The sequence below is a fragment of the Hymenobacter psoromatis genome, from assembly GCF_020012125.1.
GTDB lineage: Bacteria > Bacteroidota > Bacteroidia > Cytophagales > Hymenobacteraceae > Hymenobacter > Hymenobacter psoromatis.
The window spans coordinates 4,439,320-4,457,685 of sequence record NZ_JAIFAG010000001.1 but is presented as its reverse complement, the minus strand read 5'-3'; the positions used below and the strand labels follow the sequence as shown (position 1 = coordinate 4,457,685).

Here is an 18,366-nt window from a genome sequence, read left to right as displayed (position 1 = left end):
TTGCTTATTCTATATGTCTACAAATACTGATTTGATTGACCCGATTGGTGCATTTGATGCTATTCGTAATAATTTCATTCTTTACGTTCAAACCGCCTTCCGCACCAAATTTGCGCATCTGGAGAAGGACCGCGAAAACCTGTTGCTGCAGGACCGAGTGATGTATCGTGAGCCATGGGCTGAGCCCATGCCAGAATACCAACCAAGCGGCAAACAAGTCTCAGAATTGGTGAGCTCGGACCTAGCTGACGTAATGGGTCCTATTGAACTACAAGCGTTCAAAGACTTGATTAAAGTTGGGTTGATGCCGGAGTCCCCTGGTAAACGCCGGGAGCTGTATGAGCACCAGGCTGAAATGCTGCGCCGGGGATTGGCAGGAGAGCGGTGCGTTATTACCTCCGGCACCGGCTCGGGTAAAACAGAATCGTTTTTGTTGCCGATGTTGGCGCAACTATGCCGGGAGCTAGTTAGCTGGCCGAAACCGAATAAAACGTTCCCAGAGGCTAATACTTGGTGGCAGGTTGGCGGTGGGGTACGAAGTGAAAATGTTGTGGAAGCGGGAGCTTCGCATACAGGTTTAAAAAAGGAGTATCAACAACGTGGGCATGAGACACGGCCAGCCGCTGTGCGGGCGTTGCTACTGTACCCCATGAATGCGCTGGTAGAAGACCAGCTTACCCGCTTACGCTTAGCTCTCGACTCAGAGGAAGTAGTCAAATGGCTGACTAAAGCTGATAGTCCAGCAAAGGGTAACCGCATAACATTTGGACGTTATACAGGAGAAACGCCAGTCGCCGGCGAGCTGCTGAAGGAAGGCATTAATGGGCCTGAGACTAACATGGCTAAGGTTAATAAGCTGCGTGAGCGTATGCAGCAGCTGTCCGAGAATGAGCGACGAGTTAAAAGTTATATTAAAGAATATGCAAAAAAAGATGAGTTAACAGCTGGTGAGCAGCGGGACCTGCTGGCTTTCTTTCCTAAGCCGGACGGTGCGGAAATGCGCAGCCGGTTTGATATGCAAGAAGCACCCCCGGATATTCTAATTACCAACTTCTCTATGCTTGGCATCATGTTGATGCGGGAAGTTGATGAGCCAATTTTCAAGAAAACCAAGGAGTGGCTGCATGGCGTCGACCTGGGCGAAATGCCAGTTGAAGCGAAACAGACAGAACTCGACAAGCGTGTTTTTCACCTCGTGGTTGATGAGTTGCACCTGTACCGCGGCACAGCTGGCACCGAGGTAGCTTGCTTGTTACGATTGGTATTGGACCGGCTTGGCCTGCATCCAACGCATCCACAGTTGCGGATATTAGCTAGCAGTGCTTCCCTGGAGCCGGACGCGCCAGGTGACGATGAAGGAAAAAGCACTCAGTTCCTGCGTGACTTCTTTGGTGTGGCAGATTTGCAAGACCAGTTCTCAATTATCACTGGAAAGACGAAGGCAATCGAAGAGTTGCCGGCATCGACTATCCCACTGCCTTGGGAGCCTTTCGAGCAGTTCGCAAAAGATTGGAAAGAAGGGGTGCCAACTTCATTAACCACTGCCTTGGCTGCTAAGCTCCACCCTGCAGGAGATGGCCATTTGCTCAGTGCTTTGCAGCATTGTCAATTACGCGAACGGCTTTATGAAGCGTGCCGTAATTCAACGGGTGGGCACCGTGCAATGCCTGTTTCGGCCCCGCCTCGGCCAGGGCCGGGTTATACTGATGCCCTGCCGCCCTTGACCGTTAGCCTCTTTGGTAGCGAGTCGGATGCAACCCCTGACCAATTACGGCAGGCGGTGCGTGGATTATTCATTGCGCGAGGATGGTTGGGCGATGTTGACTTGCCACGTTTTCGATTCCACTATTTCTTCCGCAATATTGAAGGGTTGTGGGCTGGACTGCAGCAACCTGACGCAAAGACTAGCAGCCCAGTAGCACGGTTGCTGCCGCAAGCCGACCTGCGAACTCCTGACGGAAAGCACATTTTAGAGCTGCTATATTGTGAGAAGTGTGGTACTACCTTTTTTGGAGGTAGCCGGCTGAAACTGCCTGATGGGCAAGGAGTGCAGATGCTGGCTGTAAGTCCTGAAATAGAGGGGATTCCAGAGAAGGGGGCTGATAGTTCGGTTGAGCGTCGTTCATACCATGACTATGTAGTGTTCTGGCCTGAGTCAGGCCAGGACTACATCCAGCATGACCGTACCAACAACGGAACTTGGGGCACTACCCCTCCATGGTGGAGGCAGCCCAAGAATGAAGCAGGAGTTGGCCAAACTTGGAACAATACATCTGTTTGGCAATTGGCTTGCGTTGATAGCCGTTCTGGCCGGGTTGTGGAAGGTCCAGACAAAATGGGGGAAACCGGTTGGATTCCTGGCCGCGTTTTTAAAGCCAAGGGAGATGGTGGCCAGATGACGCCGGAGCAGGAAAGCCAATTACGAGGTTTACCAGGCGTGTGCCCGGGTTGTGGAGCTAACCATGTTATATCTGGCCCAATTGCTGCCACGTTTACAGGCCGAATGAGCCCAGTACGGGGGTTTAGAACTGGTTTTGCCCAGACGAGTCAGACGTATGCGAAGGAGTTGATGCTACAGCTGACCACCAACGAGAAAAAACGCAAGTTGGTGGTGTTTTCAGATAGCCGCGAAGATGCGGCGCGGGTGGCTGATGGAATAGAGAAGACGCACTACAGTGACCTAACTCGGGAGGTGCTCGCTGATTACTTGATGCGGGAATTACCTGCTCTATGGTTGTTGCGTCAGGCAATAGATGGAAAGTTAGATAGCGTCGGTCATGCCCAACTAGCCGCATTGTATCCAAAATCTGCTTCGCTGCTAGATAAGCTCGACGACCTAAGCGAAGACGACCAGGACCTGATGCAGCAGCAAACTCCTGAATTGGCAGCGGCCTACAAGTACATGGCTAAGCTGCTATATGATAGTCGCAGCCCAGTAACTGAGGACAAGCGCCGCGCTAAGCAGGAACTTGAATGGGTACGCCTGCGCCTCACGTCGGTTACAGCCTTGATTTCTGGTTTGGAGCAATCAGGAAAAGGGTTTCTGTTACGAGGCCTGCTGCAACTTGGGGTAAATCCTGGGGGGTACGCTTTACGCCGACGGCGCACGGAACCCAATGGGGGTGGACAGTCGGCACCATGGTACCAGGCAGTTGAATTTGGCGAAAATGACGTGCCCTACTGGCGTACTGACTACACCAGTACTGAATTTACCCTGGCGAAAGGACTTGAGCAGACAGTAGGCGAATTGTTGTTCAAGCGGTTATTTTATGCCCTTGAAGCGTCTGGATTAGGCTTAGCTGTCCCACCATCGGGACAGTTGTTGCCGCTTACTAGCGTTCTACAAGGGACTACACTGGCTGGACGGGAAGAAGAAGTAGCTGCCGCGTTCCTGCGGGTTTTGGGCGACAGTTACATGTATACGCCTGGCGAATACGAGAAAGATGCTCCTATTCCTGCATGGACCGACCTGCCAGCGAAAGTCAAAAAATACTTAAGAGCAGTAGCAGATAGGCACCACCTGACTGAGCACGAGTTGGGCACAGCTTTATTTGATGCGCTTCGTCCTGCCAACCAAGACGCAGGCTCACCACGTAATGTGCTTGATGCTAGGGCGCATGTAGTTATCAACCGACTCTGGTTGCAGGGTATGGAGGCCAGCAGTCCTGCCTGGGTGTGTGGCAACTGCCAGCGGCCCCACCTGCACCGAGCTGCCGACGTTTGCACCAATTGCCGTCGGCCCCTGACCGCCAGCCACGAAACAACATGCGAGCAACTCTGGAGGGGCAACTACCTAGCCTACCACGCGGCTATTGGGCACCGGGCGCCCATCCGTATGCACTGCGAAGAACTCACCGGTCAAACCGATAATCAGTTTGAGCGGCAGAGGCACTTCCGAAACGTGGTATTGCCAGATGAAGGGCCTAGTAAGGTGAGGCGGATAGATTTGCTGAGCGTTACGACAACGCTAGAAGTTGGAGTTGACATTGGCGACTTACAAGCTGTGATGATGGCCAATATGCCGCCTCAACGCTTTAACTATCAACAGCGGGTTGGTAGAGCTGGCCGCCGTGGGCAAGCATTCGCAGTCACCCTCACCTTTTGCCGGGGCCGCAGCCACGACGAATTTTATTTCTCGCATCCTGAGCGGATTACAGGTGACCCGCCCCCCATTCCCTTCCTGGCAATGGACCAGGACCGGATTGTACGCCGGGTTTTAGCTAAAGCTTTGCTTCTGGAAGCATTTCAGGAAATTGGAATTACCGGAAATAGTATGCTGGGTTCATTCGGCCCTTTAGGCGAATGGGTTAGCAATTGGCAGCAGGCGCAACGCTGGCTGCACGGCCCTAACGGCCAGCAGCGGACTGAAAAACTACTGGAACAGTTAATCCCTGGCAATTCACTGAAAGCAGCGGGCCGACGGCAGGGATTGCTGGGCTGGGTGCTGAGTGTGGCGGATGGTGGAATGGCCGTTCAAGTGAACAATACGGCTACGTCCACAACGGTACCAGGAGCTGACCCAGCAGAAAAACTGGCTAGGGGTGGCATTCTGCCAATGTTCGGAATGCCAGCAGATGTTCGAAATCTGCACCTTGATGTTAAGAGAGCAGATAGTGATGGAAGGCATTGGGAATTCCCATGCATCGACCGAGCTCTTGACATGGCTATTTATGAGTTTGCTCCGGGTGCGCAAAAGCTCAAAGACAAAACGGTGCATCTGGCTATTGGCTTCACCGCCCCGCTGTTTGAGAAGCCGGACAGGCAGTATTTCAAGCCATCTACGGCACCGGACCCCCTGGACCCTTCTTTAGATGGGAAGCCTTTTGAGTTGGATTTGTGGATGAGCAACTGCCCTGTGTGTTTGTGCTGCAAAACTTATCCTGACAAACCCGCTGCGGACCCAGTATCGTTGCAAGTACTATGTCCAAATCCTCATTGCAGCAGCGCACTGGCTGAAGAGGGAGACGGCGTATTACCACCGGCATTGTTCCGCATTTGCACGCCAGCCGCATTTCGCACTGCTTATACTGGGGGAAGAGATGAACGCAGCCAAACGGAGGGCTTTTTTGCCCGCCCACCGTTGGTTGCTGAGCGAGGAGAAAAAGACCCTAAAACGGACATTGTTGGTAAGATGCGTGTAGAATTAGCTGATTCGGATGCGGCGTGGCGACTTAACCGCGGGCCACGGGAACAGCTGTTTAAAGGACGATTGTACCAACGCATTCATAACGAGTTTCCATCCAAAGGCGGGGCGTCCCAGTGGCTTGATGCGCCGCTGCAATGGCTGGCCGAGCCAGAGAATCTTTGGAACGGGCCAGATTCTTGGCAGTATGAACATAAAATTTCCGTTCGGCAACCGCCGATAGCCGGCACGGCTCTGGAGAGTCTGGCACTGGCCGCACACCGAACCACTGAAATTTTACGGCTTAGCCCAGAGTCATTAGCTGGAATTCTTAGCCTTGACCCGAATCCACAAAATCCACACCGCGGCCACCTAGCCGATGGTGTGAAAGCAGCTTATTATACAGCGGCCTTTCTCTTGCAAAGGCTAATAGCCGATAAGCTTGACGTTGACCCGGTTGAAATTGAAGTAGCTGGTCTTAATCGTATTGATTTGTCTAATGACATGCTTGGCCGTCAAGTCGGTGAGCTGATTTTATGTGACAGTTTGCCCAACGGGTCTGGCTTTGTAGCAGAACTATACAACCTGCTACTCAAAGAAGACGACACCAATCCGCTCAAGCAAGTGCTGTACAAGCGCGAGATAAATCCTGACGAGGGGCCCGCCTATCCAGATACTTTTTTAGCGGCTGGGCATCGAGCCAGTTGTCAGGATGCCTGCTATGATTGTTTGAAGGGCTACCGCAACATGAACTACCATGCTCTTCTCGATTGGCGGCTTGGCCTAAGTTTACTTCGGCTTATGCACGAAGGGGACTTTGCTGCCGGTGCCGATGGAAAATTTGAATCACCGGAAATGCAGGACTGGCTGGCCCAAGCTCACAAGCTGCGAGACTTGTTTTGTGTCACTTTCGACAATGCTAAAGCAATAACCATTCAGCCTCAAGCCGGTATAGGCTTGCCTGGTGTTGAGTTTGAGGCAGGGGTGCTTCTGCTAGTGCATCCATTCTGGAATGTGCTAGACAATAAAGAGGATGGGTGGTTAGCTGATATTGTAGCGGAAGCGAAATTTATGGCTGGCAAATTGAACGGTGTTGCATTTTATGCAGACACGTTCAATCTGCACCGTCGTCAAGGCCGCTGCTACGAGTGGCTCACTAAAGGGAAGTGCCAGCTATGATACTGGCACCGCTGAAAACGATATCACCGAGCCGCTTTGATGCCCTTCGGGGGTGTGCCTTGCAAGTGGTATTGGAAAAGTCTTTTCCGCAAGGAGTTCTCCCGCCCACGGTATACATGTTAGCTGGGTCACTGGTGCACCGCATTGCGGAGCGTGCCTTTCTAGAAGCACCATCTAATGCAGAGGAACTGGCGCTTATCTGGCAAAACGAAACAGTCAAATTCGAAGCACAACTTCAGCAATATGAGGCGACAGCCCTTCTGGTCCCATTACGGTACTCCATCCCCAATTTTGCGGTTCGGAAGGCTCTATTCCTACGTACTTGGAAATACAGGCCCGTTGTAAAAAACTGGAAGAGCGGCGAAGACAGTAAAGGAGGCGCTGAGCAGTTTCTGACTGATGCCAAGCATGTTGTAGCGGGGAAGGCTGACCTATTGCTGCATACCTCAGCCGGATGGGTGATAAAAGATTTCAAGACAGGCATGATGCACGACCCAGTCACGGGCCAAGCGAAGCCAGAGTATGCGCTACAGCTTAAATTATATGCTGCGCTATGTGAGCAGAAGCACGGTGAGTGGCCGGTTAGGCTGGTATTAGAAAACGCAGCAGGCGAAGAGTTAGATGTGCCATTCACGGCTGCAGAATGCTCAATTCTATTGTTGGAGGCTCAACAGCTGCTAGTTGCCATCAACCAACGCATAGGCGCGGGCGAGGTAGAACAACTGGCTTCGCCTGATACAATACGGTGCAGCCGTTGTCAGGCCCGGCCGCTGTGCCCTGTCTATGTAAATGAGGTGCGGCAAGCATTCCCGGAGACTACTACGGATGTGCTAGGAGCTGTTGTGTCGTTTACGGTGCATAATGGCCGTCTACAGCTGCTGCTGGAACTTGGAGGTACTAGGAGGCAGCTTCTGGCAAACGGACCAGCAAGCACCCGGTTGCACGCACAAATAGCAAAGCTGACGGGCCAGGAAATCCTGGTTTGCAATGTGAAGGGCACAGCTAACGTCCTTACTTTTACAGCAACCGATACCTCAAGTGCGATGCCCATTCTGGCATATTCTACCTAGTTTATTCTATGAACCAACCGCTTACAACCACCAGGCTAGAGGACTTGCCGGTCCTCTCCTTTTTTACTGGCGGTGGGTTTCTGGACATGGGCTTTGAAAAGGCTGGTTATTCCATCGAATGGACCAATGAAATGAACCTGGGGTTCGTAAAATTTTACGAGCATGGCATGACTGAGTGGCGGCGGGACAGAGGCATTGCTCAACCGGAAGCTAAAATCAAAGCGCCCATCCGACTAGGAGACTTAGGTGGCTCTGCTGCGGTCCTAAAACATGCCTTTCCCAACGGCACACCGAAGCTATTCGGAATGATTGGTGGGCCTCCGTGCCAGGATTTCAGCATCGCAGGTTTACGTGCGGGATTTGATGGGACCCGTGGCAGTGTCACACACGATTACTGCAGACACATTATTGAAATGCGTCCGGCCTTCTTCGTAATGGAAAACGTAACTGGCCTTTTGCAGAAAAATCATCGTGCAAGCTTTGAAAAGCTCAGAGAAAGTCTTGGTCTTGATTATCTAACGGATTATGCCAAACTAAACTCACTTGATTATGCCGTGCCTCAAAGCCGCGAGCGGTTGTTTCTGATAGGGCTGCGGCGTGATTTAGTTACTAAAGCTCTCACCGACGACCAGAAGAAAACAGTGCCGACAGAGAGTTGGGCTGGTTGGAGCACTGAACAGGACCTGATGCATCGTGGGGCCAGAAAACGGTGTAAGTGGCCAACAGTTGAACTTCCTGACGTTCTGCCCAACGTACCAACATGCAAAACGATTCTGGCGCTCAGTGTGAATGATTGTCTGGTGGCTTCTGAAGAAGAGGCGACTATAGCTAACGCTACTGACAGATTCAATCTTCGCTCTAAAAAGGCAATTAGTACTCCCGAAGGAATGGTTGGCAACCGCTGCTTTAAGCGCCTGCACCGGTACCGTTTTAGTCCCACTGCCTGCTATGGCAACAATGAAGTGCATCTGCATCCTTGGCTACCTCAGCGCTTATCTGTCCGTGAGGTACTACGAATTCAGGGGGTTGACGAAAGCTACGTTCTACCACCAGGTCAACCTTTGGGCACTAAATTTAAGATGATTGGAAACGGAGTGCCAGTCCCTATGGCTTTTGGCGTAGCAAGAACGGTGGCTCGGCTCGCAGCAGAGTATTGTGGGTTTGAGATTAATGCGTCGGCACTACTTGACCTAGTGTAGCCACACCCAGTCTGTACAATCAACGTTGCTATGACAGATTAATACATGAACCTGTTTAGGAAGGAGGTAGCGGCGAGCAAAACGCAAAAACTCCCACAAAAGCGAGAAATTTGAGGTGCGACCCATCTCCTTTCTCTCCTTCATGGAAGTCCTGACCAAAGATATGATTATCCGCTGGATACTGCCTCATTTGCCCACCCGCACGGGTGGCCGGCGGCCGGCTGCTGACCCGGCCGAGGTCGTTGGAGCCATCTGCTACAAGCTCAAAACTGGCTGCCAGTGGCGGTGGCTGCCCGTCAGAAGCCTGTTCACGGGGCCGCCATTAAGCTGGCAGGGGGTGTACTACCACTTTAACGCCTGGGGCAAGCAAGGAGCCTGGAAAAATCTGTGGCTCACCAGCTTGCGCCTGCATCGACGCCGCCTCGACTTATCCAGCGTCCAACTCGATGGCAGCCATACGCTGGCCAAGAATGGCGGGGCCGCTATCGGCTACCAAGGCCGCAAGGCGGGCCGCACCACCAACGCCCTGTTCCTGGCCGACAACCAGGGCCTGCCGCTGGCTGTGGCCACGCCCCAGGCCGGTAACCAGCACGATACGTTCGAGTTGGAACGGGTGTTTGCCGAGTTGTGCGACTTACTCGAAGCCGCCGAGCTGCGCTTGGAAGGCTTGTTTTTGAATGCCGACAAAGCCTTTGATGTCAGTAGCTTGCGCCAAGCCTGTGCGCGGCGCGGCATCGAAGCCAACATCCCACGCAACCGGCGCTCAGCCGACTGGCAGACCGATGACGACACCCCCCTGGACCCGGAACTCTACCGCCGCCGCCTGGTCATTGAACGCCTCAACGCCTGGCTCGACGGCTTTAAGGCCCTGCTTGTGCGCTACGAAACCAGCTTGCAAAACTGGCTGGCTCTGCACTGGCTAGCCTTTACCGTACTACTACTGCGCAAAATTGCCCCGCCTACTTCCTAAACAGCTTCCATATTAAGTGCGGTAGTTAATGCTGTGTTCAAAATTGTGGCACTAACTCATAGCCGTCTGCTTGTGAAGTTGCTGTACCAGCTATTTAGGGCCAAAACTTTTCATAGTCAGAATATGTACTACATTTGCGTTGTACATGTACTTGTACATGAAAGAAGCCTCTGTATTCACCGAAGCCTTGCGTTGCACGCGAGAGTCGTCGTAGGTGGTGCGGGGGCTTTCTTTATGAGGCGTCTTCTTGCTCGGTGTGCTGCTCAACGGGGGTTTGCCGCTGAAAATTCCAATGACGATATGGGTGTTCCCAACTGACCTCTGGGGTAGGCCGGCCGGTGCTGGCTCCAATGTTGAAGCGCGGGTACAGGGCTACAATGCGCTGATGAATATGCTTGTAGAGCTTTTCTTTAGCAATGGTGCGCTTACCACGCAGGCGTTGGCCTGGTGGTTTCTCAAGATGCTGCTTATTGAGGCGAAAGGCCATTGCCCCTAGTACCACATCCAAGCACTGTAGGAGCGGGTGCTGAGCAGAATCCACTTCGCCAATTGCGTCAGCGGCTAATTGGATGCCTGCACTCTTAAATTCGGGCTGCTGAGGCAGGCGAAGCAGGTAATTTTTGAAGAGTTGATTCTTCTCTTCCTTATCCGGCAGCTTATCGAAAAATAGTTCCAGGTGATTGGTGCCGTCCGTGGGTACTGGAAGGTACTGTAGGCCAAAGGCATGTTTGAGGAATTGATAATACAGCAGATGGTATTGATGTTGCCGCTGATAGGTGGTGAGACTTGCGCCGGGGGCGTGCAGATTCTGGGTAAACATGATGCGGACTTTGATATGGCCAGCGGCCACGAAATCAAAGAAGTAGTCCATCAGCTCCTTATAGGCGGGCAGCAGAAACTCGTTGGTTTTCGTCCACTTTACCTCTCCAGTCAGCCCCAACTCGTGGAATTTGTCCCGCAGTAACGGAATGAGCAGCCCCGCTATTCGACTATCAACGATGAGTCCTCCGTAGAAATCCGAAAAAAGCCGGCCTCGTAAAACGGACTCGTCGCAGTAGATGTAATAGCGCATTAGTAAAAATGAGTACGCCAGGCAGCATGCTAACACGGCCCGGCGCTCAAAAATAGTATGTTTCAACTGCTAAATAGCCTCTTCAACATAATTGGCTGATGCTGGAGTTATAATACTAGCCGCGTGGCGGCGCAATAGCGCCGCGTATTTCTTGCGGCCCTGCGCAATAAAACCGGCGGCAGTTGTAGCGTTGAAAACCCAGACCTCGTGCGGGGCCTTTTTCTGCACGCCGATAATCAGGAAGCGGTCTGCGTTCAGTGCATCGAGGTAGAAGGCAGCCTGGCGGTCGTAGTCGTACTGCCCGGCGCTGGCCAGGAAGCGCGGGAAGTCGGGGCAGCTGGTGGTTTTGAAATCTATCAGCGTGGTGCGGCGGCCGGCGGGGCTTACTACCAGCAGGTCGGGGCGGATTTTGACATGCACGCCGGTGGCGGTGTGGGTAGCGGTGTGGGTCAGCTCGGCGGTGCCGCGGTATAGCAGGTCGCGGCAGTAGCGGTGGCGGCGTACCTGGCGGGCCAGCTGCTCCAGCTGCGGCCAGGGGCATTTTTCTTCGGTGCGGGCGTAGGTAGCGGGCTCCAGCGTAGCGGCGTGAAAGTGCGCGCCGAAGGCCAGGGCCTGCGGGTTGGGCTGGCGCAGCTGGCCGAGCACCTGGGCTTTTAGCTCCGAGAGGTCGGTATTGGAGACGTGGGGCAGGGCACGGTGCTGGGCCTGGGTCAGGCCGGGGTAGGCTTGCAGATTGTGAAACATGATTTTGAATGCTGGCAAGTGAATAATGGAGATGATGGCCGTAAGGCCGCCTACCCGTGGGGCAGGCGGCCGGCGCAAGGGCTAGGCGGCAGGCAGAGCGGCCGGGGCCTCCGCTTCAAGGCCGTGCGGGTCGTCGCCTTCGGCGGGCACGGTGTAGCCGTGTTGAATGCGCATATCGGCCGCGCCGGTGTAGGTCTCGGCCCGCCAGATGGGCAGGTCGCGGGCGTAGTCGCGGCGGGCGGCTACCTCCCCGGCCGGGGCCGGCTCGTAGCTGAACTGGGCAATATAGTAGGTGGCCTTTTTGCCTTCCTTGGTCGTTTCCTTCTTCTCGGCCTGCACCTTTACTACCACGTCGGCCAGGGTCAGGTCGTCGTAGAAAAGCGGCTCGATGAGGCGGTACAGGTTTTCGACGCTGTAGCCGTGGAAGAGCACGGCGCAGACAGCGCCCTTGTCGTCGGCGTAGAACAGCTCGGCCCACAGCTTGCGGCCCATGTTCAGAATGTCATCCTGGAAGATGCGCCAGGCCAGCGGAATGAAGGAAAGCGAGCTGCCCAGCGGCACCGTGCCGCCGATGTTGAACTGGCCGGCTTTGGCATCGAAGCGCACCTGGCGCGGGTGGCCGGGCAGGTAGCGGAAGCGCGAGACTTTGGCCACCTCGCCGGTAGCCTCGTCTACCTTGTCGATGAGGTAGGCGCGGGCGGGCTTTTCGATGGCGAACGGGGTGGCGGTAACTGGGGCGGCCGTGGCTTCGGTGTCGGCGCTGCGCTGGGCTTTTACTTTGGTAGACATAACGGGAAATGGCTGGGGGTTGTAAATGAAAAGGTGGGGCCTGTTGGAGGTTGGCCCCTACGCCGTTGAGAGTTAACTGGCCTCCGTGACTGGCGAGGTCAGCACGTAGTATTTGCGAAACAATGCCTTCGCTTTTGCAAGGCTGACGGACCGCTCGGTTAGGCGCACGGCGACTTTAGAGGGGCTTTCCTTTTCGTAGCCGTAGGCTTGGAATAGCTTGGTTTTCATCTGGGATTGAGGGAAAGGCGGGGCCAGCCGGAGCCAGCCCCTGGTTGATTATCGGAATTGCTTGTCGTGACAGAGAATGGCGCGGCCGACAATGGAATCGACGTTGCGGGCCGCGGGCTGGTGCTGGTACCAGAGGTAGGTAGCCAGCAGGTTGAGGTAGCAGGGGTTGCGGAACTTGCCCTCGTCGTCGATTATCAGAATCAACTCATCGGTGAGGCGCACCACGTCGACGGTGCGGCAATCGAGCAGCTGGTACAGCTCGGCCAGCCTGAAGCTGCGGCCGTTGGCGGGACTGACGGGCTGGGGCTCGGCGCTGTGCGGGTCGAGTAGATGAGGCTGGTAGGTAGTAGCAGTTTTAGGCATGGGGCAGGAAAAGCGGGGCCGACGCGGCGGCCGGCCCCTGGGTGGCTAGAAGGGGTTGGCGGGGCTGGCGGCTCCGTCGAAGCTGCCGGCGACGGCCAGGGGCCGGGCGGCGGGGTAGGCGTGGGCGCTGTCAAGGAAAAGCTGCACGGCGGCGGCCAGGGCCTCGTAGCAGGTGGCCCCGGTGCCGTGGTACTGGCCGGGGCAGCCCGAGCCGGGCGGGGTGCTGATGGTGAGGGCGTAGCGGGTGCCGCGGGCGCTGGCGTAGCCGCGCACCGCGCAGCCGGGCAGGGGAAAGCAGGCGGCGGCCAGCTGCGAAAAGCTGGGGCTGAGGCGAACAATCATGGCGAAGGGGCTAGGGCGGCCCGCGCCGACTAAGAGCGGCGCGGGCCGGATGGCTAGAGGAATCCTTGCCAGCGGCAAGGGTCGGTGGCCGGGTCGCTTAGCGGGTCATCAAAGCGGGGCGGGGCTATGCGGTAAGGGCGCCGGGGCGGGGCGGCAGCCTGCACAGCGGGGCGGGCCGGCAGTTCCGGGGACTGCGCAGGCTGCCCGGCCGTGGCTTCCGGCTGGGCCGCCCCCTGCGCGGGAGCGGCCGGCGTGGCGGCGCTACTCATGGAAGTAGCGGGAAGCAGAAACCGGAACGTAGGAGCAGCCGCACCCGCCCAGCAGGTCGCGGCCTTCGCCACAAGTGGCGCACACCACGGCGGTCGGGGCCGGCGCACCGGCAAACAGGTACTCGGCCTGGGCCACCACTGCGCCAGCGGTGGACACGCACACGACCAGGCCAGCGGCTGCGGCGGCCTGCACGGCGGCGAGCACGGCGGCAAAGGGGCACGGGCGCTCTTCCTGGAAGCAGGGGCTGCCCGCCTCGCCGGGGTGGTAGCTGACGCGGTAGCTGGTGGCCGCGTAGCCGGTGGCGCTGCGGTAGCTGACGATGGAGGCGAAGAAGGTAGTGCCCGACCAAGCGGCCTGGGCAAGCTGGGAAAACTGAACGGAGGTAAGCATGGCTGTAGAGGTTAGCCGTGAGGTGCCCCGCGCCGTAGGCCTCCGGTGGGGCGGGCAGCCGGGCCTTTCCCAGCTTGCTACCCAAAGATACAAACAAAATGTTTGTAAAACAAACATAACGCAACCATTTGTTAGGGATGTTTCGTTCGGCGCTGGTATGGGTAAAGTGCCATTTTGTGGCTGCTGCCCCCTGCCGGGCCACCCGACCAGACACCTTGAAAGCCTTGCCCAGGGGGTTTGGGGGCCGGGCTGAGGCCCCCGATAGACACTGCCCGAAGGGCTCCTTATGAGGGCGGCGCGGTGGGGTGTGCGGGAGGGCCCGAGGAGGATGACACGGCGCCAGCCGGGGCATGATGGCAGGGGGTTTGGGGGGCCGCCCCCAATAGACACTCCGCGAAGCGGGCCTTATTGTGCGGCTGGCAGAGGAGCGGGCCGCCGCTGGAACGACCAGAGCGCCCGGAGCGCAGCAAGCGTAGGGAGAGAGGAGCGGAGGTACGGAGCGACGAACGAGCGTAGCGCAGCGTCGCGGAGGAAGCGTAGGGAGTGGAAGCGGCGGCCGGCACCGGGGCGGCTGGCTCGGGCGGGGCCGCCGCGCTGCCTGGCGTGGGCAGGTTATGTCGTCGGGGGCCGGGCTGCGTGGCGGCAGTGCGGCAGGCTGGCGTTAGTGGGAATCTGCTGATAATGTGGCCCCAGCAGCAGCAGCTGTGCGGCAGGAAGAGGCCGGGGCCTGTAGCGAAACGGAGCGTTGGCTTGTGCGCTGGGTGGAGTGGAAGGGCCGGGCCGGGGCGGTGGGCTGGGGGGGGCGGACGGGCGGCCCGTCCCGTAGGGCGGGCGGCACGGCTGGCGGCGGGCAGGCGGAGCGTCCGGGCCGTGTGGGAAGGCCGCCGGGGCCCCGCATGGGAGATGCCGACCAGCGGGAGGCGGCGACCTTGCGGATTGGCAACGGCTGGCCGTGCGGGGGCTGGCGTCTGGCTGCGTGTGCTGGCCTTGGTTGATGCTCTGAATGCCGGCGGCCGGGCGGGGTAGGGGGTAAGCCGCGGGGGCTGGTGCAGCAGGTGCTTGCCCCCTACCCCGCCCGGGCGGCATGGCCAGCGGTAGGGATAGTAGCCAAGCCGACCAGCGGGAGGCTGCCCGCAGGGCCGTAGCGTAGCGGAGTGGCGGATAGCCCGGCCCGAAGGGACCGCCCAAATAAATACCAAACACAAAATAATAGCCGGCGCGTGTAATGTTTGTAAATGCTACTTAAATTTGTTCGAAATTTAACTAAACGTAACAATTCTAAACATCATGTTCAGCAGCACGAAAACAGGGCATATGGCCCACATCATTGCCACCTCTCTGCTCGGGCAGGCGGCTGGCCAGGGGCTGGTACCGCCGGACCCCAGCAAGATTGAGAACTACGGGCACCTTATCATTCAGGCGCTCGTGGCGGTGGTTACTATCTGGGCGACGGTGCGCAAGGCACTGCAAAAGCCTGAGAATGTGGTAAAGGCTCCGGTAGTGGGCGTGGTGGCCGCGCCGCTCGCCACGGATTCTTCCACGGCTGTTTCTGCTGGCGATGTCACCGAGTAAGCCGATGGTGAGCCCGGTTCGGGCTGTGCCGCAGCTGAGTGGTGTGCAGCAAAAGATTCAGGCGGCGCGGCTGGCCCAGGCGGTGCCCAGCCTGGCGGCGGCCTACTCGCAGGCGCTGGCCCGGTGGCTGGGCGACCCGGTGCTGCGGCTGGTGGGGCTCCCCATTATCACGGAGTGCTACCGGTCGCCGGAGCGTCAGGATGAGCTGTACAAGCAGGGCAGGAGCACGCCGGGGCCCATCGTGACCTACAAGCGCGGGGGCGAGTCGAAGCATAACCGACTGCCGGCCCCGGCCCTGGACGTGGCTTTTGTGCTGCCTGACCAGTCGGTATCCTGGTCGGGGCTGCTGCTGAGCAAGTTCGCGCGGCTGATGAAGGCGGCCGATGCGCGGGTGCGCTGGGGCGGCGACTGGCCGGGGTTTAAGGACCGGCCGCACTTCGAGGTGTAGGATAGAAACGAGACGAGCGGGCCGACTGGTCCGCTCGTCTCGTTTAGTAGCCCTTCGGTTGATAGGGTGCTTCGTTATGGCAAAGTCATTTACCGGAAGGAGGATTTTCACAAGAAGCCCCGGCCAGTGCTCGGCAGCAGGGGCGCAAGCGTTCAGGCAACTTACTGGGCGGCCGGGTACCAGTTGCGCAGCCGCACGTCGATTTTCTTGTTGGCCGCGTTCACAGTTTTTTTGAAGGCGGCCACGTCGCTCAGGCCGTTTTGGCCCCGGTAGTGGTAGGGGTACACAATGCCCGGCTTGAATGCCAGCACGCCCTGCGCGGCCTGGTTCACGTCCATGGTGTAGGGCAGGTTCATGCACACGAACGCCACGTCGATATTTTTCAGGGCGCGCATTTCGGGAATGTCTTCGGTGTCGCCGGACAGGTACACGTTCTTGCCGCCCATGTTCAGCACGTAGCCGTTGCCCCGGCCCTTGGTATGCGGCGCGTCTGCCGCTTCGGGCAGGTTGTACATCGGAATGGCCGAAACCGTCATACCCAGCGTGTCGAGGCGCTGGCCGTTGCGCAGGATACGTACCTGCGGCTTGTACTCGACAGGCAGCTTCTCGGCCACCGCCTGGGGCACTATCATTAGGGCCTTGCCCACGGAGAGGCCCGCCAGCGTTTTGGGGTCCAGGTGGTCGCCGTGGATGTCGGTGATGAGAACAACATCGGGCGCAGCCAGACCGGTGTAGCCCGCGGCCCCGCCGTAGGGGTCTACGTAAATGGTCTTGCCGTTCCAGGTAAATACCACGCTGCCGTGGGTAATGGGCTGCACGGTGAGCGGGCCTTTGCTGGTGGGAATCTGGTCGGGGGCCGCACGCTGCGTGGTGGTAGCTGCGGTAGGGGTAGTCTGGGCCGGGGCTTGCAGCGCAAAAGCCGCCAGCGCGGCCGTGAGGAGGATAGATTTCATCGGTTGTCTGCCGGTTGAGTAAGTGGTAGTAGCACGTTTTTCTAGTAGCACAGCCCCATAGCCGCCACCGAAAACCTTGACCATAACCCAGCTGCCCCGCACAAGTTCAGGCCAGCCAGTAGCCAGGCGAAGCTTATTGGGTGGGGTTGATAGCAGCTTGTGCTGGGGATATCCGCGCAGGACGAAGCGGCTGAAAGGCTGGAGCGGGGTCGGGCATTCCAGCCGTAGCCAGGCGAGGAAAGGCCTGGCGTATCTCGTGGCTGGAAACGAGGCCCTGGGCGGCAAAGCGGGAGCGAACAGCCTGGTAGTTCATTTCTAAAAGTTGTTAGAAATAACATCTTTTAGAAATGGAATGCGAAACTCAAAGAGCAGTACCACTGTAGCCCTGCACGGCCCCGTGGTGCACGTCGGGGCTGTCGCTGGTGCGGATGTGCCTGATGAGGCCGGGACGAAAAAGCATTTCGGCTTCAGGCTCCACCCGCTCACTGGCATGGCCCGCTTTTAAGACAGCTAAGGGGTAGGGGGAGCAGTCAGCGCGGCGGGCAGGCGCTGGTATTCTGAAAAAGAGCACTCTGTAGGTTGGCTGTAGGATGTAATTTAGCCAAACACACCTACCGGGCTGAGCGAGGCCCCTTTTGCCATGCCTAAGCGTCAAGTCGAGCCAGCGCACGAGTCATTGAGCACCGACCAGATGCTGTGCGGCCTGCTGGCGGCCCGGCCGGCCCTGCTGAAGATGCAGCAAAAGCAGCCCGCCAGCTACGCGCCGCTGGTAGCGGCCCTAGTGGCACTGGACCCTGACAAGCCGCTACCGCTGCTTCGGCACCTACAGCAGCAGTTGGGGATTTCGGCCGCTGTGTACCGGCGGTGGCTGGAGGCGCTGCACACCGACTTTCTAAGCGCGATAAAGACGGATGGGGAGCTACTGACTTTTGAGCGGGTGGAGCATATAGTATATATCCACACGTTCCACAGCCCGGAATGCATTGAGTTTCGCTGCCGGCTGCCGGTAACGCCCAGGGTGGGTGAGAAGGTTGGGTTTGCCTTCCTGTGTGCGGTCGCCGGGAGTGGCGACAAGTATGTACACAATGTGGACTACGAGTACGCTGACGATAAAGTGACCGTGCATGTCGTACTGGGTGACTTTCAGCTGGGGCCACATGTCGCGCAACTGAAAGACCAAGCAGTTTTTGAGGGGCGCACCACGCACCGGGAGCTTCGCAGGATGAGCCACGATGAGATGCTTACATTTTTATTAAAGCTTTATCCGGCGGCCAGAACCGGCCCCGGGCCACGATAATCAGCGAACTTTACCAGGTGAACCTACTTGCCGCAGCTATGCACGACACGCTTTACTTACCCCAGCAGCCACCCCAGGCAGTGCCTGTCGAAGGGCTGAGTATGCCGGACCCGGCTACCGGATTTGCACGGGTGCCCGAACGGGTACCGGTACTGCTGGACTGCGCGCCGGAGCTGGTGGACGTGCTGGCCAGCGGGCCGGGGTACGTGGCCTACTCAGTGTTCGACTGCGAGGGGCCGGCGAACCCGGCGGCTATGGTTGCGGTGGCCGCCGTGTCGGGGGTAGCGTTTGATTCGGAGGATGAGGACACGGTATTGCGGGGGGCGGTGCTGGTCGTAACCGGGTAATAAAAGCAGAT

17 protein-coding genes are annotated in these 18,366 nt (G+C 57.5%); 8 read left to right on the top strand and 9 right to left on the bottom strand.

Going from position 1 to position 18,366, the window contains the following annotated elements:
- Positions 1-13: 13 nt before the first annotated feature.
- The 4 genes from LC531_RS19240 to LC531_RS19225 all read left to right on the top strand — a co-directional run bounded on the left by LC531_RS19240 (position 14) and on the right by LC531_RS19225 (position 9,540).
- Positions 14-6,301 carry a DEAD/DEAH box helicase gene (locus LC531_RS19240; protein WP_223653174.1) on the top strand — a complete coding sequence of 2,096 codons (6,288 nt, stop codon included), beginning with the start codon at positions 14-16 and terminating at the stop codon, positions 6,299-6,301.
- Complete coding sequence (locus tag LC531_RS19235; RefSeq protein ID WP_223653172.1) at positions 6,298-7,371, top strand: RecB family exonuclease; 1,074 nt, start codon at positions 6,298-6,300, stop codon at positions 7,369-7,371. Before LC531_RS19240 ends, LC531_RS19235 begins: the two co-directional genes overlap by 4 nt.
- An 8-nt stretch (positions 7,372-7,379) precedes the next feature.
- A complete protein-coding gene (locus LC531_RS19230) occupies positions 7,380-8,570 on the top strand; it encodes a DNA cytosine methyltransferase (protein ID WP_223653170.1) in 1,191 nt (396 codons plus the stop codon).
- 142 nt (positions 8,571-8,712) lie between these two features.
- Positions 8,713-9,540: an IS5 family transposase gene (locus LC531_RS19225; protein WP_223648922.1), complete on the top strand. Its 828-nt coding sequence runs from the start codon at positions 8,713-8,715 to the stop codon at positions 9,538-9,540.
- A gap of 232 nt (positions 9,541-9,772) precedes the next feature.
- On the opposite strand, the gene LC531_RS19220 is transcribed toward LC531_RS19225, so the two are convergent.
- From LC531_RS19220 to LC531_RS19185, 8 genes are all read right to left on the bottom strand, one after another.
- Positions 9,773-10,612: a DUF3800 domain-containing protein gene (locus tag LC531_RS19220; protein WP_223653168.1), complete on the bottom strand. Its 840-nt coding sequence runs from the start codon at positions 10,610-10,612 to the stop codon at positions 9,773-9,775.
- Between the two features lie 69 nt (positions 10,613-10,681).
- Positions 10,682-11,434, bottom strand: a complete 753-nt coding sequence (locus tag LC531_RS19215) for a PD-(D/E)XK nuclease-like domain-containing protein (RefSeq protein ID WP_223653166.1) — start codon at positions 11,432-11,434, stop codon at positions 10,682-10,684.
- A gap of 3 nt (positions 11,435-11,437) precedes the next feature.
- The gene (locus tag LC531_RS19210) at positions 11,438-12,145 is read right to left on the bottom strand and encodes a hypothetical protein (protein WP_223653164.1); all 708 of its coding nucleotides are present in this window, start codon (positions 12,143-12,145) and stop codon (positions 11,438-11,440) included.
- A 72-nt stretch (positions 12,146-12,217) separates the two neighbouring features.
- Positions 12,218-12,373 carry a hypothetical protein gene (locus tag LC531_RS19205; RefSeq protein WP_223653162.1) on the bottom strand — a complete coding sequence of 52 codons (156 nt, stop codon included), beginning with the start codon at positions 12,371-12,373 and terminating at the stop codon, positions 12,218-12,220.
- A 48-nt stretch (positions 12,374-12,421) separates the two neighbouring features.
- Positions 12,422-12,736 (bottom strand): DUF3846 domain-containing protein, encoded by a 315-nt coding sequence (locus tag LC531_RS19200; RefSeq protein WP_223653161.1) that lies wholly within the window; start codon positions 12,734-12,736, stop codon positions 12,422-12,424.
- A gap of 45 nt (positions 12,737-12,781) precedes the next feature.
- Positions 12,782-13,078: a hypothetical protein gene (locus LC531_RS19195; protein ID WP_223653159.1), complete on the bottom strand. Its 297-nt coding sequence runs from the start codon at positions 13,076-13,078 to the stop codon at positions 12,782-12,784.
- Positions 13,079-13,131: 53 nt separating this feature from the next.
- Positions 13,132-13,347, bottom strand: a complete 216-nt coding sequence (locus LC531_RS19190; protein ID WP_223653158.1) for a hypothetical protein — start codon at positions 13,345-13,347, stop codon at positions 13,132-13,134.
- Complete coding sequence (locus LC531_RS19185; protein WP_223653157.1) at positions 13,340-13,738, bottom strand: hypothetical protein; 399 nt, start codon at positions 13,736-13,738, stop codon at positions 13,340-13,342. The genes LC531_RS19190 and LC531_RS19185 overlap by 8 nt, the downstream gene beginning before the upstream one ends.
- A 1,314-nt stretch (positions 13,739-15,052) precedes the next feature.
- Here LC531_RS19185 and LC531_RS19180 point away from each other — a divergent pair.
- Together LC531_RS19180 and LC531_RS19175 are read left to right on the top strand one after the other, a co-directional pair.
- Complete coding sequence (locus tag LC531_RS19180) at positions 15,053-15,310, top strand: hypothetical protein (RefSeq protein ID WP_223653156.1); 258 nt, start codon at positions 15,053-15,055, stop codon at positions 15,308-15,310.
- Entirely contained in the window at positions 15,297-15,758 is a 462-nt protein-coding gene (locus tag LC531_RS19175; protein WP_223653155.1) for a M15 family metallopeptidase, read from the top strand. The genes LC531_RS19180 and LC531_RS19175 overlap by 14 nt, the downstream gene beginning before the upstream one ends.
- Before the next feature lie 161 nt (positions 15,759-15,919).
- Here the strand turns inward: LC531_RS19175 and LC531_RS19170 are convergent, their stop codons facing one another.
- Positions 15,920-16,711, bottom strand: a complete 792-nt coding sequence (locus LC531_RS19170; RefSeq protein WP_223653154.1) for an MBL fold metallo-hydrolase — start codon at positions 16,709-16,711, stop codon at positions 15,920-15,922.
- Positions 16,712-17,351: 640 nt separating this feature from the next.
- On the opposite strand from LC531_RS19170, the gene LC531_RS19165 reads away from it, so the two are divergent.
- Both LC531_RS19165 and LC531_RS19160 read left to right on the top strand, forming a co-directional pair.
- Positions 17,352-18,008, top strand: a complete 657-nt coding sequence (locus tag LC531_RS19165) for a hypothetical protein (protein ID WP_223653153.1) — start codon at positions 17,352-17,354, stop codon at positions 18,006-18,008.
- Positions 18,009-18,046: 38 nt separating this feature from the next.
- Entirely contained in the window at positions 18,047-18,355 is a 309-nt protein-coding gene (locus LC531_RS19160; RefSeq protein ID WP_223653152.1) for a hypothetical protein, read from the top strand.
- The last annotated feature ends 11 nt before the right edge of the window (positions 18,356-18,366 follow it).

Excerpts from the sequence above, each read along its gene's own strand:
- LC531_RS19180 (WP_223653156.1), top strand. The coding sequence starts at position 15,053 with ATGGCCCACATCATTGCCACCTCTCTGCTCGGGCAGGCGGCTGGCCAG.
- LC531_RS19170 (WP_223653154.1), bottom strand. The coding sequence starts at position 16,711 with ATGAAATCTATCCTCCTCACGGCCGCGCTGGCGGCTTTTGCGCTGCAA.
- LC531_RS19240 (WP_223653174.1), top strand. The coding sequence starts at position 14 with ATGTCTACAAATACTGATTTGATTGACCCGATTGGTGCATTTGATGCT.
- LC531_RS19175 (WP_223653155.1), top strand. The coding sequence starts at position 15,297 with ATGTCACCGAGTAAGCCGATGGTGAGCCCGGTTCGGGCTGTGCCGCAG.
- LC531_RS19230 (WP_223653170.1), top strand. The coding sequence starts at position 7,380 with ATGAACCAACCGCTTACAACCACCAGGCTAGAGGACTTGCCGGTCCTC.
- LC531_RS19225 (WP_223648922.1), top strand. The coding sequence starts at position 8,713 with ATGGAAGTCCTGACCAAAGATATGATTATCCGCTGGATACTGCCTCAT.
- LC531_RS19165 (WP_223653153.1), top strand. The coding sequence starts at position 17,352 with ATGCCTAAGCGTCAAGTCGAGCCAGCGCACGAGTCATTGAGCACCGAC.
- LC531_RS19235 (WP_223653172.1), top strand. The coding sequence starts at position 6,298 with ATGATACTGGCACCGCTGAAAACGATATCACCGAGCCGCTTTGATGCC.
- LC531_RS19205 (WP_223653162.1), bottom strand. The coding sequence starts at position 12,373 with ATGAAAACCAAGCTATTCCAAGCCTACGGCTACGAAAAGGAAAGCCCC.
- LC531_RS19160 (WP_223653152.1), top strand. The coding sequence starts at position 18,047 with ATGCACGACACGCTTTACTTACCCCAGCAGCCACCCCAGGCAGTGCCT.
- LC531_RS19195 (WP_223653159.1), bottom strand. The coding sequence starts at position 13,078 with ATGATTGTTCGCCTCAGCCCCAGCTTTTCGCAGCTGGCCGCCGCCTGC.
- LC531_RS19210 (WP_223653164.1), bottom strand. The coding sequence starts at position 12,145 with ATGTCTACCAAAGTAAAAGCCCAGCGCAGCGCCGACACCGAAGCCACG.
- LC531_RS19200 (WP_223653161.1), bottom strand. The coding sequence starts at position 12,736 with ATGCCTAAAACTGCTACTACCTACCAGCCTCATCTACTCGACCCGCAC.
- LC531_RS19190 (WP_223653158.1), bottom strand. The coding sequence starts at position 13,347 with ATGAGTAGCGCCGCCACGCCGGCCGCTCCCGCGCAGGGGGCGGCCCAG.
- LC531_RS19185 (WP_223653157.1), bottom strand. The coding sequence starts at position 13,738 with ATGCTTACCTCCGTTCAGTTTTCCCAGCTTGCCCAGGCCGCTTGGTCG.
- LC531_RS19220 (WP_223653168.1), bottom strand. The coding sequence starts at position 10,612 with ATGCGCTATTACATCTACTGCGACGAGTCCGTTTTACGAGGCCGGCTT.